Source organism: Streptomyces niveiscabiei, from assembly GCF_033794345.1.
Taxonomy (GTDB): domain Bacteria; phylum Actinomycetota; class Actinomycetes; order Streptomycetales; family Streptomycetaceae; genus Streptomyces; species Streptomyces niveiscabiei.
This window is the reverse complement of the sequence record NZ_JARAYJ010000066.1, coordinates 15,440-27,698: the sequence shown is the minus strand read 5'-3', so window position 1 is coordinate 27,698 and position 12,259 is coordinate 15,440. Positions and strand designations below refer to the sequence as shown.

Below are 12,259 nucleotides of genomic sequence, written 5' to 3'. Positions count from 1 at the left end.
GGTGAAGTCCTGGAGGGTCTGGAGCTGGACGACGTCGGGGACGAGGGTGCCGGTGGCGAGCTGGTTGTCGATGCGGACGTCGTGGTACTTGCTGTAGTCCACGATCAGCGTGAGATCGATCTCGGGGAACCGCTGCCGGAACGCGGCGCGGGCGTTGGCACCGCTGCCGGAGTCGGCGAGGTCGCCGCCCGCGTAGACGACGAGCTTGCCGCCCTCGGCGATCGCGTCCCGGTACAACTCGTCGAGCGTGCGGGTCTCTTCGCGCGGGCCGGTGACCGCCTGCGCTGCCGCGGGCATCGCCGCCGCTCCGACGACGGCGCCCGCGCCGACCGTGAGAATCCGCCGCCTGCTGAACTTGCTGGCCATGTGGGGGATGAGTCCCTTCTCGACACCGGAACGACCACCGTCCCGGCCGCCCCCACCCTGTCCCCGCGAGGGCCTCCACCGCGTCGACCGGAAGCGGACGATGCGTTCAACCGTTCGGTTGAACAACGGGGTTGCCTCGCGTGCCGCGCCACCTCACGGCGGACACGCCGCGTGTGTCCGTCGGCTAGGCTCGCCCCGACCGGTAGAAGTTGCCACGTCAACCACACCATGCCGGTTCGCTTGACGCATCACTCTCAGGAGGGCACGTGACAGTCGAGGTCGTGGACGCACCCGAGGCGCGCCGTTACGAGGCGCGAGTGGGTGGGGGTTCCGAGGTCGCCGGGTTCGCGGAGTACATCCGGACGGCGGAGCTGATCGTGTTCGTCCACACGGAGGTCTCCCCGGCCCACGAGGGTCAGGGCATCGGCTCCGCGCTGGTCCGCACCTCGCTCGACGAGGCCCGCGCCGCCGGTCTCCGTGTTCTGGCGACCTGCCCGTTCTACTCGGCCTGGATCGACCGGCATCCGGCGTACGCGGACCTGCTCTACCAGAACCGCAGCAGGGTCAGCGACTGACCGGCCCCGGTGCGCCCGGTCGGTTACCGCCCGGGCCGCTGGTGCGTGAGGGCGATCAGGAGTGGCTTCGTCAGGCGGGTCATCCGGGCGGGCGGGGCAGCCGCGCAGGAGCCGGTCCGTGGCGACGCCGAGGAGCACGCCCGCGACGAAGGCCGCCGGGGAGGTCCGAGGGGTCCGGCCCGGGTTCGTCCGCGGGGCCCAGGTGCGCGGAGTGGTACGCGGTCGCCGTGGTCCGGCGGCGTACGTGCTCGATGACGCGGGCGCTGCCCGTGGGGTCCAGCAGGCTGCGGCAGAGACCGGCGTGGTCGGCGAAGTGGGCGAAGAACGCGGTCAGCGCGGGGTCCGGGTCCGTGTCGGAGGCAGCCGTATTGGTGGGGTCGAGGTCCAGGACGAAGCCGATCATGTCGTCGATCATCGAGGTGCTCGCGGCTTCGGCGAGTTCGTGGACGTCCTTGTAGTGGTCGTAGAACGTCGAGCGGCTCACCAGAGACGCCACCGCGTCCGGACGCCCTGCGGCCCGAACTCCTCGGACAGCGCCTTCCCGATCGCGGTGACGGCGGCTTTGACCGAACTCATGGCGGGCGGAAAGCCGCCCGGCATCAGAGCCATGACGGACGACACGTTGACGATCGCCCCGTCGCCACCGCCGACGCCGTTCACCAGCATCACTCGTACGATTAAGCCGAGTCGTGCTGTCCGCCTCAGTGCCGCCACACCACGGAGTCCCCGCCCGTCGGCCTTGCCGTGGGCGGGGACTGTCAGGGGGCGGATCTACTGGTCGATGTACCAGGGGCCGCATTCGCTCGTCGGTCCGCCCGCCGGGCGGAAGCACGCGCGTACGGCGAAGTGCCAGCTCCGGACGACGTTGGACTCGCTCCTGCCGAACGGCCCGCACTGCTTCCAGCCGCCGCCGTAGGCCCGTACCTGGTTGTCGCCGGGGTACTTGGGGGTCAGCGGCATGGTCCTCAGGCTCCGGTCGATCCAGACCAGGTCTCCCGAGCGGTAGTTGAGGATCCGCGCCTTGCTGTAGATGTCGAGGATCGATTCGTTGCGGAGCTCGATGGTGCGGCCGTAGAAGCTCCTGCTGTAGACGGTCCGGTAGACCCCCGACGGGCTTCCCGCATCGCAGTCGGCGGGTGCCGCCTGCGCACCGGGAGCCGCCACGACTCCCAGCGGCAGCACAGCACCCACCGCCATGGCCACGGCGGTGATTCGCCTTCGGATCATTCCGATCAACCTCCCCGTTGTGTCGCGCCCGCCCCTTTCCGGGGCTTCCCCCAACGGTGACAACGACAGGGCGGCCCCCGCCACGCAAGCCCCGCGCAATTAACCCGCAACTCGCCGTCAAGTCGCCGGGCACGCGGCCGTTTCGTTCAGCCCAGTCCCCCTGTGAACGCCAGCAGCGCGGCGGCGGTTCGTGGCGGGTCCTCCAGGATCGGGGAGTGGCCGAGGCCGGGCAGGAGGTGGATACGGGCGCCCGGGACGACGGTGTACTCGGCGGCCGAGGAGGAGCGCCATCTGCGGTCGTCCTCGCCGAAGAGGACCAGCAGGGGTTTGCCGAGGGGGGCGAGGCGGTCGGGGAGGGGGCGTTCGGCGAGGTAGGCGCGGGTGGCTTGCATGGTCGCGGTGAGGGTGTGGAGGGTCATGTGGCGGACCTCGTCGAGGAGTTCGGGTGGGATCTCGTAGCCGGGTCGGCTGAAGCCGGTACTCGCGAATTGGCGGAGTTGGTCGTCCGTCGGCGGCCACTGGGAGAGGTCGGCGCCGGAGGCGATGTAGGCGTGCAGGCCGGGGCCGGTGTTGATGAGGGCGAGCCCGGTCACCAGGTCGGGGCGCTGTTCCGCAAGGGCCGTGGCGACGGCGCCCCCGCTGGAGTGGCCCACGACGACGGCGTGTCCGACGCCGAGGCGGTCGAGTACGGCGGCGAGGCGCCGCGCCTGGTCGGGGAGGGCGTAGCCGAGGCCGGCGGGTTTGGCCGACTGTCCGTGTCCGAGGAGGTCGGGGCGGATGACGTGGTGCGAGCCGGTGAGGTGGGGGACGAGCGCGTCCCACGAGCGGGTCGAGGACGCGGAGCCGTGGATGAGGAGGAGGGCGGGGGCGTCGCGGGGGCCGTCTTGGCGTACATGGAGAGCGGGGGCGTCCTGGCGTACATGGAGGGCGGGGGCGTCCTGGCGTGCGTGGAGGGCGCCGTCGTCCAGCGCCGGAGTATCGGTCATGCGGCCCACTGTCGCGGCCGACGCCCACCGCCGTATTGGACGAATGTTCCCCGCACCCCCTCAAGCAGGGGCATGACCCAGATGTGCCAGAAACCCGCCACGGGATGATCTTGGAGTGTTGACGGCCTCACCCTTCACCCGTACGGCCCAGTGTCGTTGGTGGTGACGTTGGGATTCGTCTGGGGCGGAGTGGGCTGTGACCTCGATCGAGAGGGCCGCGTATCCGCGGTTCAAGCGGAGGACACCGAGACGAAGCTCGACGACTACCTGGCGGAGGTCGGCCTCGCCGAGCCCGGCGACGATGCGCCGTACAACGCGGCGTCCTTCCGTAGGCAGCTGGAGGACAAGCTCACCGCAGCCGCCGCGGCAGCGGATGCCGGGTACCCGGACAACGAGGACCTGGTCATCGCTCCCGAGACCGGTAGGTGGAACGGTGGCGCCGCTTCGGCCCCGCCTCGGGCAACGAGCCGAAGCCGAAGGGCCCCTACGAAGCGGCCCGGCACATCCCCGGGGTGAGCGGGCACGAACTGTCGCTGGCCGCGAACCGGCGCTTCTCCATCCCGACCTTGAGCAAGGCCATCGCCGAACTGGTCGACGCGCAAGCACGCCTGGACATCTACCAGGTGTGGGGCGACGGTTCCGCGGTCGCCGCGGACGGCGTCCCACTGCACCGACGGGTGACCGCCGTGCCGAACAAGGTCGAGGCGTTCAACGGCTTCCCCCGAATACGCCGGAGACGTGCTGTGGGTAAGGCGGCACGGTGAGTTGCCCGCCGCTACCGCGCTGAACCGTCGGCGAGTGTCGGGCGGAAGGTGCGGCGGTACGCCTGGGGTGTGACCCCGATGGCGGCATGAAGGTGCTTGCGCAGGGAGACACCGGTGCCGAATCCGGCGCGGTCGGCGACCCGGTCGACGGGCCAGTCGGTGGTTTCCAGCAAGTGCCGGGCCAGGTCGACGCGCTGGCGGGTGAGCCACTGGCCGGGGCTGGTGCCGACCTCGTCACGGAAGCGGCGGGTGAAGGTACGCACGCTGACGCGTGCGTGCCCGGCCATCTCGGCCAGGGTGACGGGTTCGGCGAGGCGCTCCATGACCCACGCCCGGGTGGGGGCGGTGCCGGGGGCGGAGGGGTCAGGGACGGGGCGCTGGATGTACTGGGCCTGGCCGCCGTCGCGCCACGGCGGCACGACGCAGGAACGGGCGACCTCGTTGGCGATGTCGCTGCCGTGGTCGCGGCGGACGATGTGCAGGCAGAGGTCGATACCGGCGGCCACCCCGGCGGAGGTGAGGATGTCGCCGTCGTCGACGAAGAGGACGTCGGGGTCGATGCGGGCGGTGGTGAACATGCGCTGTAGGCGGTCGGCTTCGCGCCAGTGTGTGGTGGCGGGGCGGCCGTCGAGCAGTCCAGCGGCGGCCAGTACATACGTGCCGGTGCAGATCGCCACGATCCGGGTTCCGGGGCGGATGGCGGCCAGGGCCTCGCGCAGGGCGCCGGGCAGACGGCCCTCTTCGCGGATGGAGCCCAGCGCGTGGGAGGGCGGGATGACGACGGTGTCGACGGTGGCCAGCAGGGTGGCGTCGTGGGCGACGGTGAGCTGGTAGTCGGCCTCGGCGCGGACGGGGTGGCCGTCCACGCTACAGGTGGTCACGGAGTAGAGCGGATTGCCCGTGGCGTCTCGAGCGGCGCCGAAGATCCGCGCGGGGATGCCGAGTTCGAAGGGGACGACACCGTCCAGGGCCAGAACGCCGACGTGGTGCATGGCCCGATCCTTTCATCCCTTGACCATCGGGCCACTACTGGGAGGCTGTCCGCCCGGCGAGTCTTGGAGCGTGCCCAGGAGAACCGGCACAAACCACAAGAAGCACCCTGCTGAAAAGAGCATGTCCTCATGAACCAGGCCACCGCCCCCGCGACCATGCGTGCCATCTCCCAGGACGTCGCCGGCGCACCGGACGTTCTCACGCTCGTCGAAACGCACCGCCCGGTCCCGGGCAGGGGCGAGATCCTGGTCCGGGTGCACGCGGCGGGCGTGAACCCGGCCGACTGGAAGACCCGCAAGCGGGGCGTGTTCGCCAACGGTGCCACGCCGCCGTTCACCCTGGGCTTCGACGTCGCCGGGGTCGTCGAGGCGGTCGGCGACGGCGTGACACTCTTCCAGGCCGGCGATGCGGTGTTCGGAATGCCGCGCTTCCCGCACCCGGCGGGCGCCTATGCCGAGTACGTCGCCGCCCCGGCCCGGCAGTTCGCCCCGCGCCCCCGGGGCCTCACCCACATCCAGGCCGGCGCGCTGCCGCTGGCCGCGCTGACCGCCTGGCAGGCACTGGTGGACACCGCGAACGTCCAGCTCGGCCAGCGCGTACTGATCCACGCAGCCGCCGGGGGAGTCGGCCACCTGGCCGTGCAGATCGCCAAGGCCCGCGGCGCGTACGTCATCGGCACGGCCAGCGCCGCCAAGCACGAGCTGCTGCGCTCGCTGGGTGCCGATGAGCTGATCGACTACCGCACCCAGGACTTTGCCGAGACCCTCCGCGACGTCGATGTCGCCCTGGACTCCCTCGGCGGCCCGAACTGGGCCAGGTCCCTGCAAACGCTACGGCCGGGCGGCACGCTGATCTCCATCCTGCCGCTGGACGACACCTTCCCCGCCAAGGAAGCCCAAGCGGCCGGAGTGCGGGCGGAGTTCATGCTCGTCGAGCCCGACCATGCGGGGCTGCGCGAGATCACCTCCCTGGTCGAGGACGGACGCCTGCGCGTGATCGCCGACGAGGTCTTCCCCCTCGAAGAAGCCGCCCGGGCTCACACACTGGGCGAAACCGGCCGCACCACCGGCAAGATCGTCCTCTCCGTGATCCCCTGACCCCTCCCGCCGCATCTGCCTTGCGGCAGCCATGCCCCCGGCTCCCCGGCCAGCACCTCACCCCCGCACAGGAGTACGTCGTCGCCACGACCGCTTCGCCCTCCACATCACCGCGGCCGAAGGCAGGATCACCGGCTACCGCACGTACGAGGACAGCCACGCCATCAGCGAAGGGTTCGGCGAGCTGCTCGCCTACGCCCGGCCGGGCGACACCGTGCGCATCTCCGCGATGAATCTCACCGCCCCCGGCGAACTCCAGCGCGAGCTGACGTACGACGGACTGCGGGCCACCGCGGCCTAGGGCGACAAGGGCGGGCGCCGCCCGGCCGAGCGGGCAGCGCTCGGCCACGGCCTGACCGTACGACGCGGTCAGGGCTGCACCCTGCGCGTCAACGCCCTCGTGTCCGGCACCCCGTAGCGAACTCCCCTGACGCCAAGATCATCCCGTGGCGGGTTTCCGGCGTATCCGGGTCATGCCCCAAGTAGCCTGGAACCGTGGGGACTTTCCGGCACGGCGCCACCGTCTGGGACGTCGCCTGCCCCGAGGGCCCCAGCCGGGTCGCGGGGCTCACGATGGCCGGGTTCCGGGTCCGTGACCTGGACGTGCTGCGCATGGTTCCGCACCCGGCGGTGACACTGCTGCTGGAGTTCGGGCCGGGAGCGCCGGTGCTCGACTGCGCGGGCGGGCGGCAGCGGGGCTGCCTGGTCGCCGGGCCCGGGCTGGGGTCGGGCGGTGCGGCCGTGGTGAGCGGCGAGGACGTCGAGTGCGTACAGGTACGGCTGTCCCCCGTCGTCGCGCGCGCGGTGCTCGGCGTCTCCCCCGCCGACCTCGACGGCGACGCCGTACCGCTGGACGCCCTGTGGGGCCGCGAGGCGGACCGGATCCGGGAGCGGCTCGTCGAAGTGCCGTCGTGGCAGGGCCGGTTCGCGCTGGCGGACGCGTTGCTCGGCCGCCGGTACGCGGCAGGGCCGCCGGTGGACCCGGAGGTCGCGTGGGCCTGGCGCCGTATCGCCGTCAGCCGTGGCCTGGTCCGGATCGACGGGCTCGCCGCCGAGGTCGGCTGGAGCCGCAAGCGCCTGTGGTCCAGGTTCCGTTCGCAGCTCGGTCTGCCGCCGAAGCGCGCCGCGTCCCTGGTGCGCTTCGACCACGCCGCCCACCGCCTGGTCGCGGGCGAGCCCGCGTCCCGGGTCGCGGCGGACGCCGGGTACGCCGATCAGTCGCACCTGCACCGGGAGGTCGCGGCGTACACGGGGGCGACCCCGGCGACGGTCGCCCGCGAGCCGTTCCTCGCGGTCGACGACCTGGCGTGGCCGAACCTCACACCTCCCGACACCGCCCGGCCCTGACCCTCGCCGGGGCCGGGGGACGCCGGAAGCGCGCCTTCCCCGGCGTCACGTTCCCGCGATGCGCCGGCCCTTCGCGAGCTTGCCCGTGACCTTCGAGGCGATCCTCGTCGAGTCGGTCGGCCGGGCCCTGCTCGTCGTCCTGTACCGGCTCACCCAGGCGGAGCGGGTCGCGTGAACGACGACGTCGGCCTCGCCGAACTCCGCCGGGTCGTCGAGTCGTTCCTCGCCGCCGCGCGCGGCCGTGGCATCGCCGGTCTGCCGGCGGTCCTCGCCCCGGACGCCGTACGCCGCGCGGACGCGTTCGCGCTGCCGACCGGCGTGCCGCTGGAGGTGCGGGGTGCGCGGTCGGTCGTCGAGGAGCCGCTGCTGCTCACCCGCAACGCGCTGGCCGCAGGCATCGTCCTCGTCGACGGCCGTATCGGACTCGCCGTGGCGCCGCACGGTCGTCTCCGGCTCGTGCTGACGCTCGTGGTGCGGGACGGCCGGATCGCCGGGTATCAAGTGACCGGCGATCCGGATCAGTTGGGGCGGTTCGGCCTGGCGCCGCCTCCCTCGCGTCAGCGGGGGCAGTGGTCCGGTCGTCCGCCGGTCAGCAGAGGGCCGAGGTCGTTGGCGCGCCAGGCGTCGAAGAGGGCGGTCACCTTGCCGAGGGGGTACGCGGTGAGCCGTACGACGTCGGGGGCGGTGAGGATGCCGAGCCGCGCGAACCGGTCGTTCTGGTCGTCCTGTGTCTGCGGGGCGACGTCTGCGGCCTGACGATGACCGGCCCCGGCACGCTGGTCGTGCGCGACGGGACGACGCAGACGGAGGGGGAGCCCGCGCGGTACGCCCGCTCCCCCTGAGCCGCCCGCCCGGTGTGTGCCGGGCGGGGCGGTGTGCCAAGGAGGGTCAGTGGACGGCGAGTTGTGCTTCGAGGGCCGCCGGGGCCGTACCGTACGGGCACTTCGTGCGTGACTTGGAGATGCCGCTGGTGTCGGCGAGGGACGGGCACAGGAACTGTGTGTAGCGCGTGTCGTTGTCGAGGAAGATCTTCAGCCAGGGGATCGCGCGGCGGGTGACCGCGGAGTTGCCCCAGGTGGGGAACCCGTGGCCGCCGGTGGCGAGTTCGAGGTAGGCGCCTTGGGTGGCGGCGGGCATGGTCGCGTAGAGGCGGTCCAGGGAGGCGGGGGTCACGACCCCGTCGTCCCGCGCGCCCATGATCATCGTCGGGACGCGGAGGGTCGAGAGGTTCTGCGAGGGCGAGAAGGGGGCGAACGGGACGGCCGCTTTCAGGGTCGGCCGGCGTTCGGCCGCGCTGATCGCGCCGCCGCCTCCCATGGAGTGCCCGAGGACACCGAGACGGTTCGGGTCGACCCGGTCGCGTACGGGGCTGCGCTGCGTCAAGTAGTCGAGCGCGGCGAGGAGTTGGGTGCCGCGGGCGGTGTCCCAGTCGAGGGTGCTGTTGGTGTCGATGCCGATGACGACGAACCCGAAGGAGGCGAGCCAGGGCCCCATCCAGGCGCCCTCGGTGTCCCACTTCGCGGTGTAGCCGGGTACGGCCGCGACCGCGGCCCAGGTGCCCAGGCTGGTGTCGGTCGGGTAGTAGATCTTCCCGCCGTTGAAGCCGTTGCCGGGCGGCACGGTCAGTTCCGCGGTGGCGAACGTGCCGCGCTGGGCGGCGACGCTGCTGACCGTCGGGTCGGGGCCGCGCTGGTAGGGGTTGGCCTGCGCGGTGGTCTGTGCCGGGGTCTGCGTGGTGGTCTGCGCGGTCGCCGGCGCGGTGGATATGAGCGCGGCGAGCAGGCCGATCACGGCCGCGGCCAGCGCGGCTCGCAGTCGTACTGTCCTGTTCGGGTGCATGCGGTGCGGTCCTCTCTACTGGCTGGGGGGTCAGGAGGTTCGCGCGGTGCAGGTGACGGTGGCCGAGGGGGTGCCGGGGGTGCTGGCGATGAAGCCGAAGGCGGCGCTGCCGCCGGGGGCCAGGGCGCCGTTCCAGGACGCGTTCGTGACGGTGGCGGTGCCGTCGGCCGCCGTGCTCAGGGTGCCGTTCCACGCCTGGGTGATCCGGGCGCCCGTACCCGGTACGACGGTGACGGTCCAGCCCGTCGCCGGGGACGTGGAGGTGTTGGTGACCGTGACCTCGCCCTGGTAGCCGCCCTGCCAGGAGGAGACGGCGCGGAAGGTCGCCGCGCAGGAGCCCGGGTCGCCGGGATCGCCGGGGTCGCCCTGGACGAGGAGTGCGGTGAGGGCCGGGTACCAGCGGGCGGCGATCTTCGCGTTGCCGGGGTCGGAGGGGTGCACCCCGTCGTAGGTGTCCGTCGCCGTGTCGAACCCCGTCCACTGGTCGACGACCGTCACCGGGGAGCGGCTCGTGCTCGTCGCCTGGGCCCAGGCGGGGATGCGGGCGTTCAGGTCGACGGCGCGCTGGGCGCAGGCGGGGCAGGTCGCGGGGTTCATCGGGATGATCTGGGCGACGAGGATCTTCATGTCGGGATTGGAGGCCCGCATCTGACCGACGAGTTTCGTGTACGCGGCGAGGATGCGGTCGGGTGCGATCGCGCTCCACACGTCGTTCGTGCCGAAGTGCATGGCAACGATGTCCGGGCGGGTGGCCGCGAGGCGCGCGGGCATCAGGTTCTGGTCCGCGACGTTGGTGACCAGTTCGCCGCCGTGGCCCTCGTTGTCACCGTCGAACGGCTGGCCGCAGCCCTGCTGTCCGAGGGTGCCCACGAAGTCGATGTTCGTGTATCCGGTGCTCTGCAACTGGTTCCACAGCAGCGCGCGCCAGCAGCCCGGTGAGCCGGTGATGGAGTCGCCGAGCGGCATGATGCGGACGGGGGGCGCGGCCGAGGCGGGCGGGGCGAGGGCGACGCCGAGAGTGAGCAGGAGTGCTGCGAGAAGGATCCGCAGGAGGGGGGACGGGCCGGGTCTGCGCATGCTGGTCCTCTTCCTTCGCGAACGTGCCTGTGGTCGTTCTCCCGGAACCCATGGACCGCATCACGAGCTTCCCGACGATCTGATGAACTGTCAATCACCCGTCACGCACTATGACCGGTACTCACTGCCGCCCGACCAGCAACCCGCCGCCCCACCGCCCGCTCACCCCGGCCCCAACTCCCCCGCCAGCCGCCGCAGCCCCTCCCGGATGAGCCGCCCGTACTCGTCGTCCCCCAGCGCCCCGACGGTGTCCCGCGCCCGCTGAAGATGCTCCCGGGCCCGCCCGAGATCCCCCGCCTTCCGGTAGCACTCCCCCACATTGAGATGCAACGACGGATACAGCCCGGCCACCGACAACGTGACCCCGGCCCGCGCCACCCGCTCATCGCTGACCGACCCGGCAGCGGCGAGCGCCCGCAGATCCCACGCCAACTCCTCGCGCACGTCGTCCTGCACATCGGCCATGGCATGCGCGAGGACGCATACGTACAGCGGGTCCCCCTCCTCGCCGCCGATGTCCGCCCAGATCTCCGTGAACAGATCACGCGCGGCTGCCCGTTGGCCCCGGTGGTGATGCAGCTCCACTGCGTGCCCGATCCGCAGAAGGGTCGGGTCGGTGATCAACTGCGCCTCCTTCGAAGGGAGTTGGTACTCCAGGCCCAGGCACCGTACCCGTCTCAGGGTTGACGCGCGACGCCCCCGGCGATGCGGCGTTGCGCCACATTCAGCGGCGCGTCCGGACGCCAGTCGGCTCAACCGGGTGGGACCAGGGTCAGGCCGGCGAAGAGGGGCGGGAGTTCGGCCGTGGTGGAGCGCTGGAGCAGGGCGATCGGCCAGGTCCGGTCGAGTGCGGAGCGGACGTCGGCGCTCCGCAGCAGCCTCTATGTCCTCGGCGACGATGACGGTGTTCCCGGCGCCGCTCTCCTGGGGGAGCGCGCGGCCGTGGGGCAGGACCAGCGGGTCGTTGTCGACGTACACGACCCGGGCGTCCGGGGTGGTGCGGTGTACGACGTCGTGGGTGTTCTCGGCGGTCCGCAGGCCGGAGCCGCGGTCCAGGTCCTGGGTGATGCCGGCCTCGCCGGCCAGGAAGCGGCAGGCGCGGAGCGGGAAGGCGCGGTTCTCGACCGCGAGGTCGGCGGTCTCAGGGCACCGCCCGCCCGTCTCACCCCTTCACCGACCCCTGCAACAGCGCGCTGACGAACTGCCGTTGGAAGACGAGGAACACGATCAGTGTGGGCGTGAGGATGAGGAGGGAGCCCGCGCACAGGAGGACCAGGTCGGTGCCCCACTGGCCCTGGAAGGCGCCGAGGGCGCCGGCCATCGTGCGTTTGGTGGGGTCGTCGACCATGACGATGCTGAGGAGGAACTGGTTCCAGGTCCACAGGAACAGGAGGATCGTGAGGGAGGAGATGGCGGGGCGGGCCAGGGGGACGTGGACGCGCCAGAAGAGCTGCCAGGTCGAAGCGCCGTCCACGCGGGCCGCTTCGGAGAGTTCCTTGGGGACGTTGAGGAAGTGGGCGCGCATCCAGTACACCGCGAAGGGCATGTAGAGGCCGATGAGCGGGAGGACGATGGCCCAGCGGGTGTTGAGGAGGCCGAGGCCGTCGATCTGGTGGTAGATCGGGGTGATGACGGCTTCGAAGGGCATGGTCAGGCCGAGGAGCAGGACGCCCATCGCGAGGCCGCCGCCGCGCACCTTGAGGTGGCCGAGGCCGAACCCGGCCATGGTCGCGAGGACGACGGCGGCGGGGACGACGCCGAGGACGATGAGGACGCTGGAGTTCAGCAGCGCGCCCATGTTCGCGACGTCGAAGGCGTCGGCGAAGTTCCCCCAGCGGGGGTCGGAGGGCCACTCCAGGCCGGAGGGGACGGTGCCCCGGGGCTGGAGGGCGGCGGACAGCATGCTGACGAAGGGGAGGAGGGTGACGAGCATGAGCAGGACGAGGAACGCCCGCCCGGTGAGGGCCTCGCGGCGGCTGATGTTCACT

At 71.9% G+C, this 12,259-nt stretch carries 15 protein-coding genes and 2 pseudogenes; 6 read left to right on the top strand and 11 right to left on the bottom strand.

Translation table 11 applies throughout. The features are described from left to right. A pseudogene (locus PV682_RS42440) lies at nt 1–366 on the bottom strand (ABC transporter substrate-binding protein); the annotation flags it as partial. A 266-nt stretch (nt 367–632) separates the two neighbouring features. Between PV682_RS42440 and PV682_RS42435 the strand changes: the two are divergent. Then, nucleotides 633–941: a GNAT family N-acetyltransferase gene (locus PV682_RS42435; protein ID WP_319738041.1), complete on the top strand. Its 309-nt coding sequence runs from the start codon at nt 633–635 to the stop codon at nt 939–941. Nucleotides 942–1,020: 79 nt separating this feature from the next. Here the strand turns inward: PV682_RS42435 and PV682_RS42430 are convergent, their stop codons facing one another. The 4 genes from PV682_RS42430 to PV682_RS42415 form a co-directional block, all read right to left on the bottom strand. Beyond that, entirely contained in the window at nt 1,021–1,425 is a 405-nt protein-coding gene (locus PV682_RS42430; RefSeq protein ID WP_319738040.1) for a hypothetical protein, read from the bottom strand. Beyond that, complete coding sequence (locus tag PV682_RS42425; protein ID WP_319738039.1) at nt 1,422–1,607, bottom strand: SDR family NAD(P)-dependent oxidoreductase; 186 nt, start codon at nt 1,605–1,607, stop codon at nt 1,422–1,424. The genes PV682_RS42430 and PV682_RS42425 overlap by 4 nt, the downstream gene beginning before the upstream one ends. A 105-nt stretch (nt 1,608–1,712) precedes the next feature. Then, nucleotides 1,713–2,168 carry a hypothetical protein gene (locus PV682_RS42420; RefSeq protein WP_319738038.1) on the bottom strand — a complete coding sequence of 152 codons (456 nt, stop codon included), beginning with the start codon at nt 2,166–2,168 and terminating at the stop codon, nt 1,713–1,715. A 146-nt stretch (nt 2,169–2,314) separates the two neighbouring features. Further along, nucleotides 2,315–3,154 (bottom strand): alpha/beta fold hydrolase, encoded by an 840-nt coding sequence (locus tag PV682_RS42415; protein ID WP_319738037.1) that lies wholly within the window; start codon nt 3,152–3,154, stop codon nt 2,315–2,317. Between the two features lie 425 nt (nt 3,155–3,579). Here PV682_RS42415 and PV682_RS42410 point away from each other — a divergent pair, with 425 nt between their 5' ends. Then, complete coding sequence (locus PV682_RS42410; protein ID WP_319738036.1) at nt 3,580–3,918, top strand: Tn3 family transposase; 339 nt, start codon at nt 3,580–3,582, stop codon at nt 3,916–3,918. 11 nt (nt 3,919–3,929) lie between these two features. Here the strand turns inward: PV682_RS42410 and PV682_RS42405 are convergent, their stop codons facing one another. Further along, on the bottom strand, nt 3,930–4,910 hold the full coding sequence (locus tag PV682_RS42405) for a GlxA family transcriptional regulator (RefSeq protein WP_319738035.1): 981 nt from the start codon (nt 4,908–4,910) through the stop codon (nt 3,930–3,932). A 129-nt stretch (nt 4,911–5,039) separates the two neighbouring features. Between PV682_RS42405 and PV682_RS42400 the strand changes: the two genes are divergently transcribed. The 4 genes from PV682_RS42400 to PV682_RS42385 all read left to right on the top strand — a co-directional run bounded on the left by PV682_RS42400 (nt 5,040) and on the right by PV682_RS42385 (nt 8,111). After that, nucleotides 5,040–6,008, top strand: a complete 969-nt coding sequence (locus tag PV682_RS42400; protein WP_319738034.1) for an NADP-dependent oxidoreductase — start codon at nt 5,040–5,042, stop codon at nt 6,006–6,008. 31 nt (nt 6,009–6,039) lie between these two features. Beyond that, complete coding sequence (locus PV682_RS42395; RefSeq protein ID WP_319738032.1) at nt 6,040–6,309, top strand: hypothetical protein; 270 nt, start codon at nt 6,040–6,042, stop codon at nt 6,307–6,309. A gap of 194 nt (nt 6,310–6,503) precedes the next feature. Next, on the top strand, nt 6,504–7,355 hold the full coding sequence (locus PV682_RS42390) for a helix-turn-helix domain-containing protein (protein ID WP_319738030.1): 852 nt from the start codon (nt 6,504–6,506) through the stop codon (nt 7,353–7,355). A 171-nt stretch (nt 7,356–7,526) separates the two neighbouring features. Then, the gene (locus tag PV682_RS42385; RefSeq protein ID WP_319738028.1) at nt 7,527–8,111 is read left to right on the top strand and encodes a sigma-70 family RNA polymerase sigma factor family protein; all 585 of its coding nucleotides are present in this window, start codon (nt 7,527–7,529) and stop codon (nt 8,109–8,111) included. A 132-nt stretch (nt 8,112–8,243) separates the two neighbouring features. On the opposite strand, the gene PV682_RS42380 is transcribed toward PV682_RS42385, so the two are convergent. The 5 genes and pseudogenes from PV682_RS42380 to PV682_RS42360 all read right to left on the bottom strand — a co-directional run bounded on the left by PV682_RS42380 (nt 8,244) and on the right by PV682_RS42360 (nt 12,258). After that, nucleotides 8,244–9,194 (bottom strand): dienelactone hydrolase family protein, encoded by a 951-nt coding sequence (locus PV682_RS42380; RefSeq protein ID WP_319738026.1) that lies wholly within the window; start codon nt 9,192–9,194, stop codon nt 8,244–8,246. 30 nt (nt 9,195–9,224) lie between these two features. Continuing rightward, nucleotides 9,225–10,271 carry a cellulose binding domain-containing protein gene (locus PV682_RS42375; RefSeq protein ID WP_319738024.1) on the bottom strand — a complete coding sequence of 349 codons (1,047 nt, stop codon included), beginning with the start codon at nt 10,269–10,271 and terminating at the stop codon, nt 9,225–9,227. 162 nt (nt 10,272–10,433) lie between these two features. Continuing rightward, nucleotides 10,434–10,895 carry a hypothetical protein gene (locus PV682_RS42370; protein WP_319738022.1) on the bottom strand — a complete coding sequence of 154 codons (462 nt, stop codon included), beginning with the start codon at nt 10,893–10,895 and terminating at the stop codon, nt 10,434–10,436. Nucleotides 10,896–11,198: 303 nt separating this feature from the next. Beyond that, a pseudogene (locus tag PV682_RS42365) lies at nt 11,199–11,360 on the bottom strand (SAM-dependent methyltransferase); the annotation flags it as partial. Between the two features lie 73 nt (nt 11,361–11,433). Beyond that, nucleotides 11,434–12,258: a carbohydrate ABC transporter permease gene (locus tag PV682_RS42360; protein WP_319738019.1), complete on the bottom strand. Its 825-nt coding sequence runs from the start codon at nt 12,256–12,258 to the stop codon at nt 11,434–11,436. Nucleotide 12,259 lies beyond the last annotated feature (1 nt).

What these genes read in the sequence shown, in the direction of transcription:
- PV682_RS42420 (WP_319738038.1), bottom strand. Translation starts at nt 2,168, where the DNA reads ATGATCCGAAGGCGAATCACCGCCGTGGCCATGGCGGTGGGTGCTGTG.
- PV682_RS42380 (WP_319738026.1), bottom strand. Translation starts at nt 9,194, where the DNA reads ATGCACCCGAACAGGACAGTACGACTGCGAGCCGCGCTGGCCGCGGCC.
- PV682_RS42425 (WP_319738039.1), bottom strand. Translation starts at nt 1,607, where the DNA reads ATGCTGGTGAACGGCGTCGGCGGTGGCGACGGGGCGATCGTCAACGTG.
- PV682_RS42415 (WP_319738037.1), bottom strand. Translation starts at nt 3,154, where the DNA reads ATGACCGATACTCCGGCGCTGGACGACGGCGCCCTCCACGCACGCCAG.
- PV682_RS42375 (WP_319738024.1), bottom strand. Translation starts at nt 10,271, where the DNA reads ATGCGCAGACCCGGCCCGTCCCCCCTCCTGCGGATCCTTCTCGCAGCA.
- PV682_RS42395 (WP_319738032.1), top strand. Translation starts at nt 6,040, where the DNA reads ATGCCCCCGGCTCCCCGGCCAGCACCTCACCCCCGCACAGGAGTACGT.
- PV682_RS42400 (WP_319738034.1), top strand. Translation starts at nt 5,040, where the DNA reads ATGAACCAGGCCACCGCCCCCGCGACCATGCGTGCCATCTCCCAGGAC.
- PV682_RS42405 (WP_319738035.1), bottom strand. Translation starts at nt 4,910, where the DNA reads ATGCACCACGTCGGCGTTCTGGCCCTGGACGGTGTCGTCCCCTTCGAA.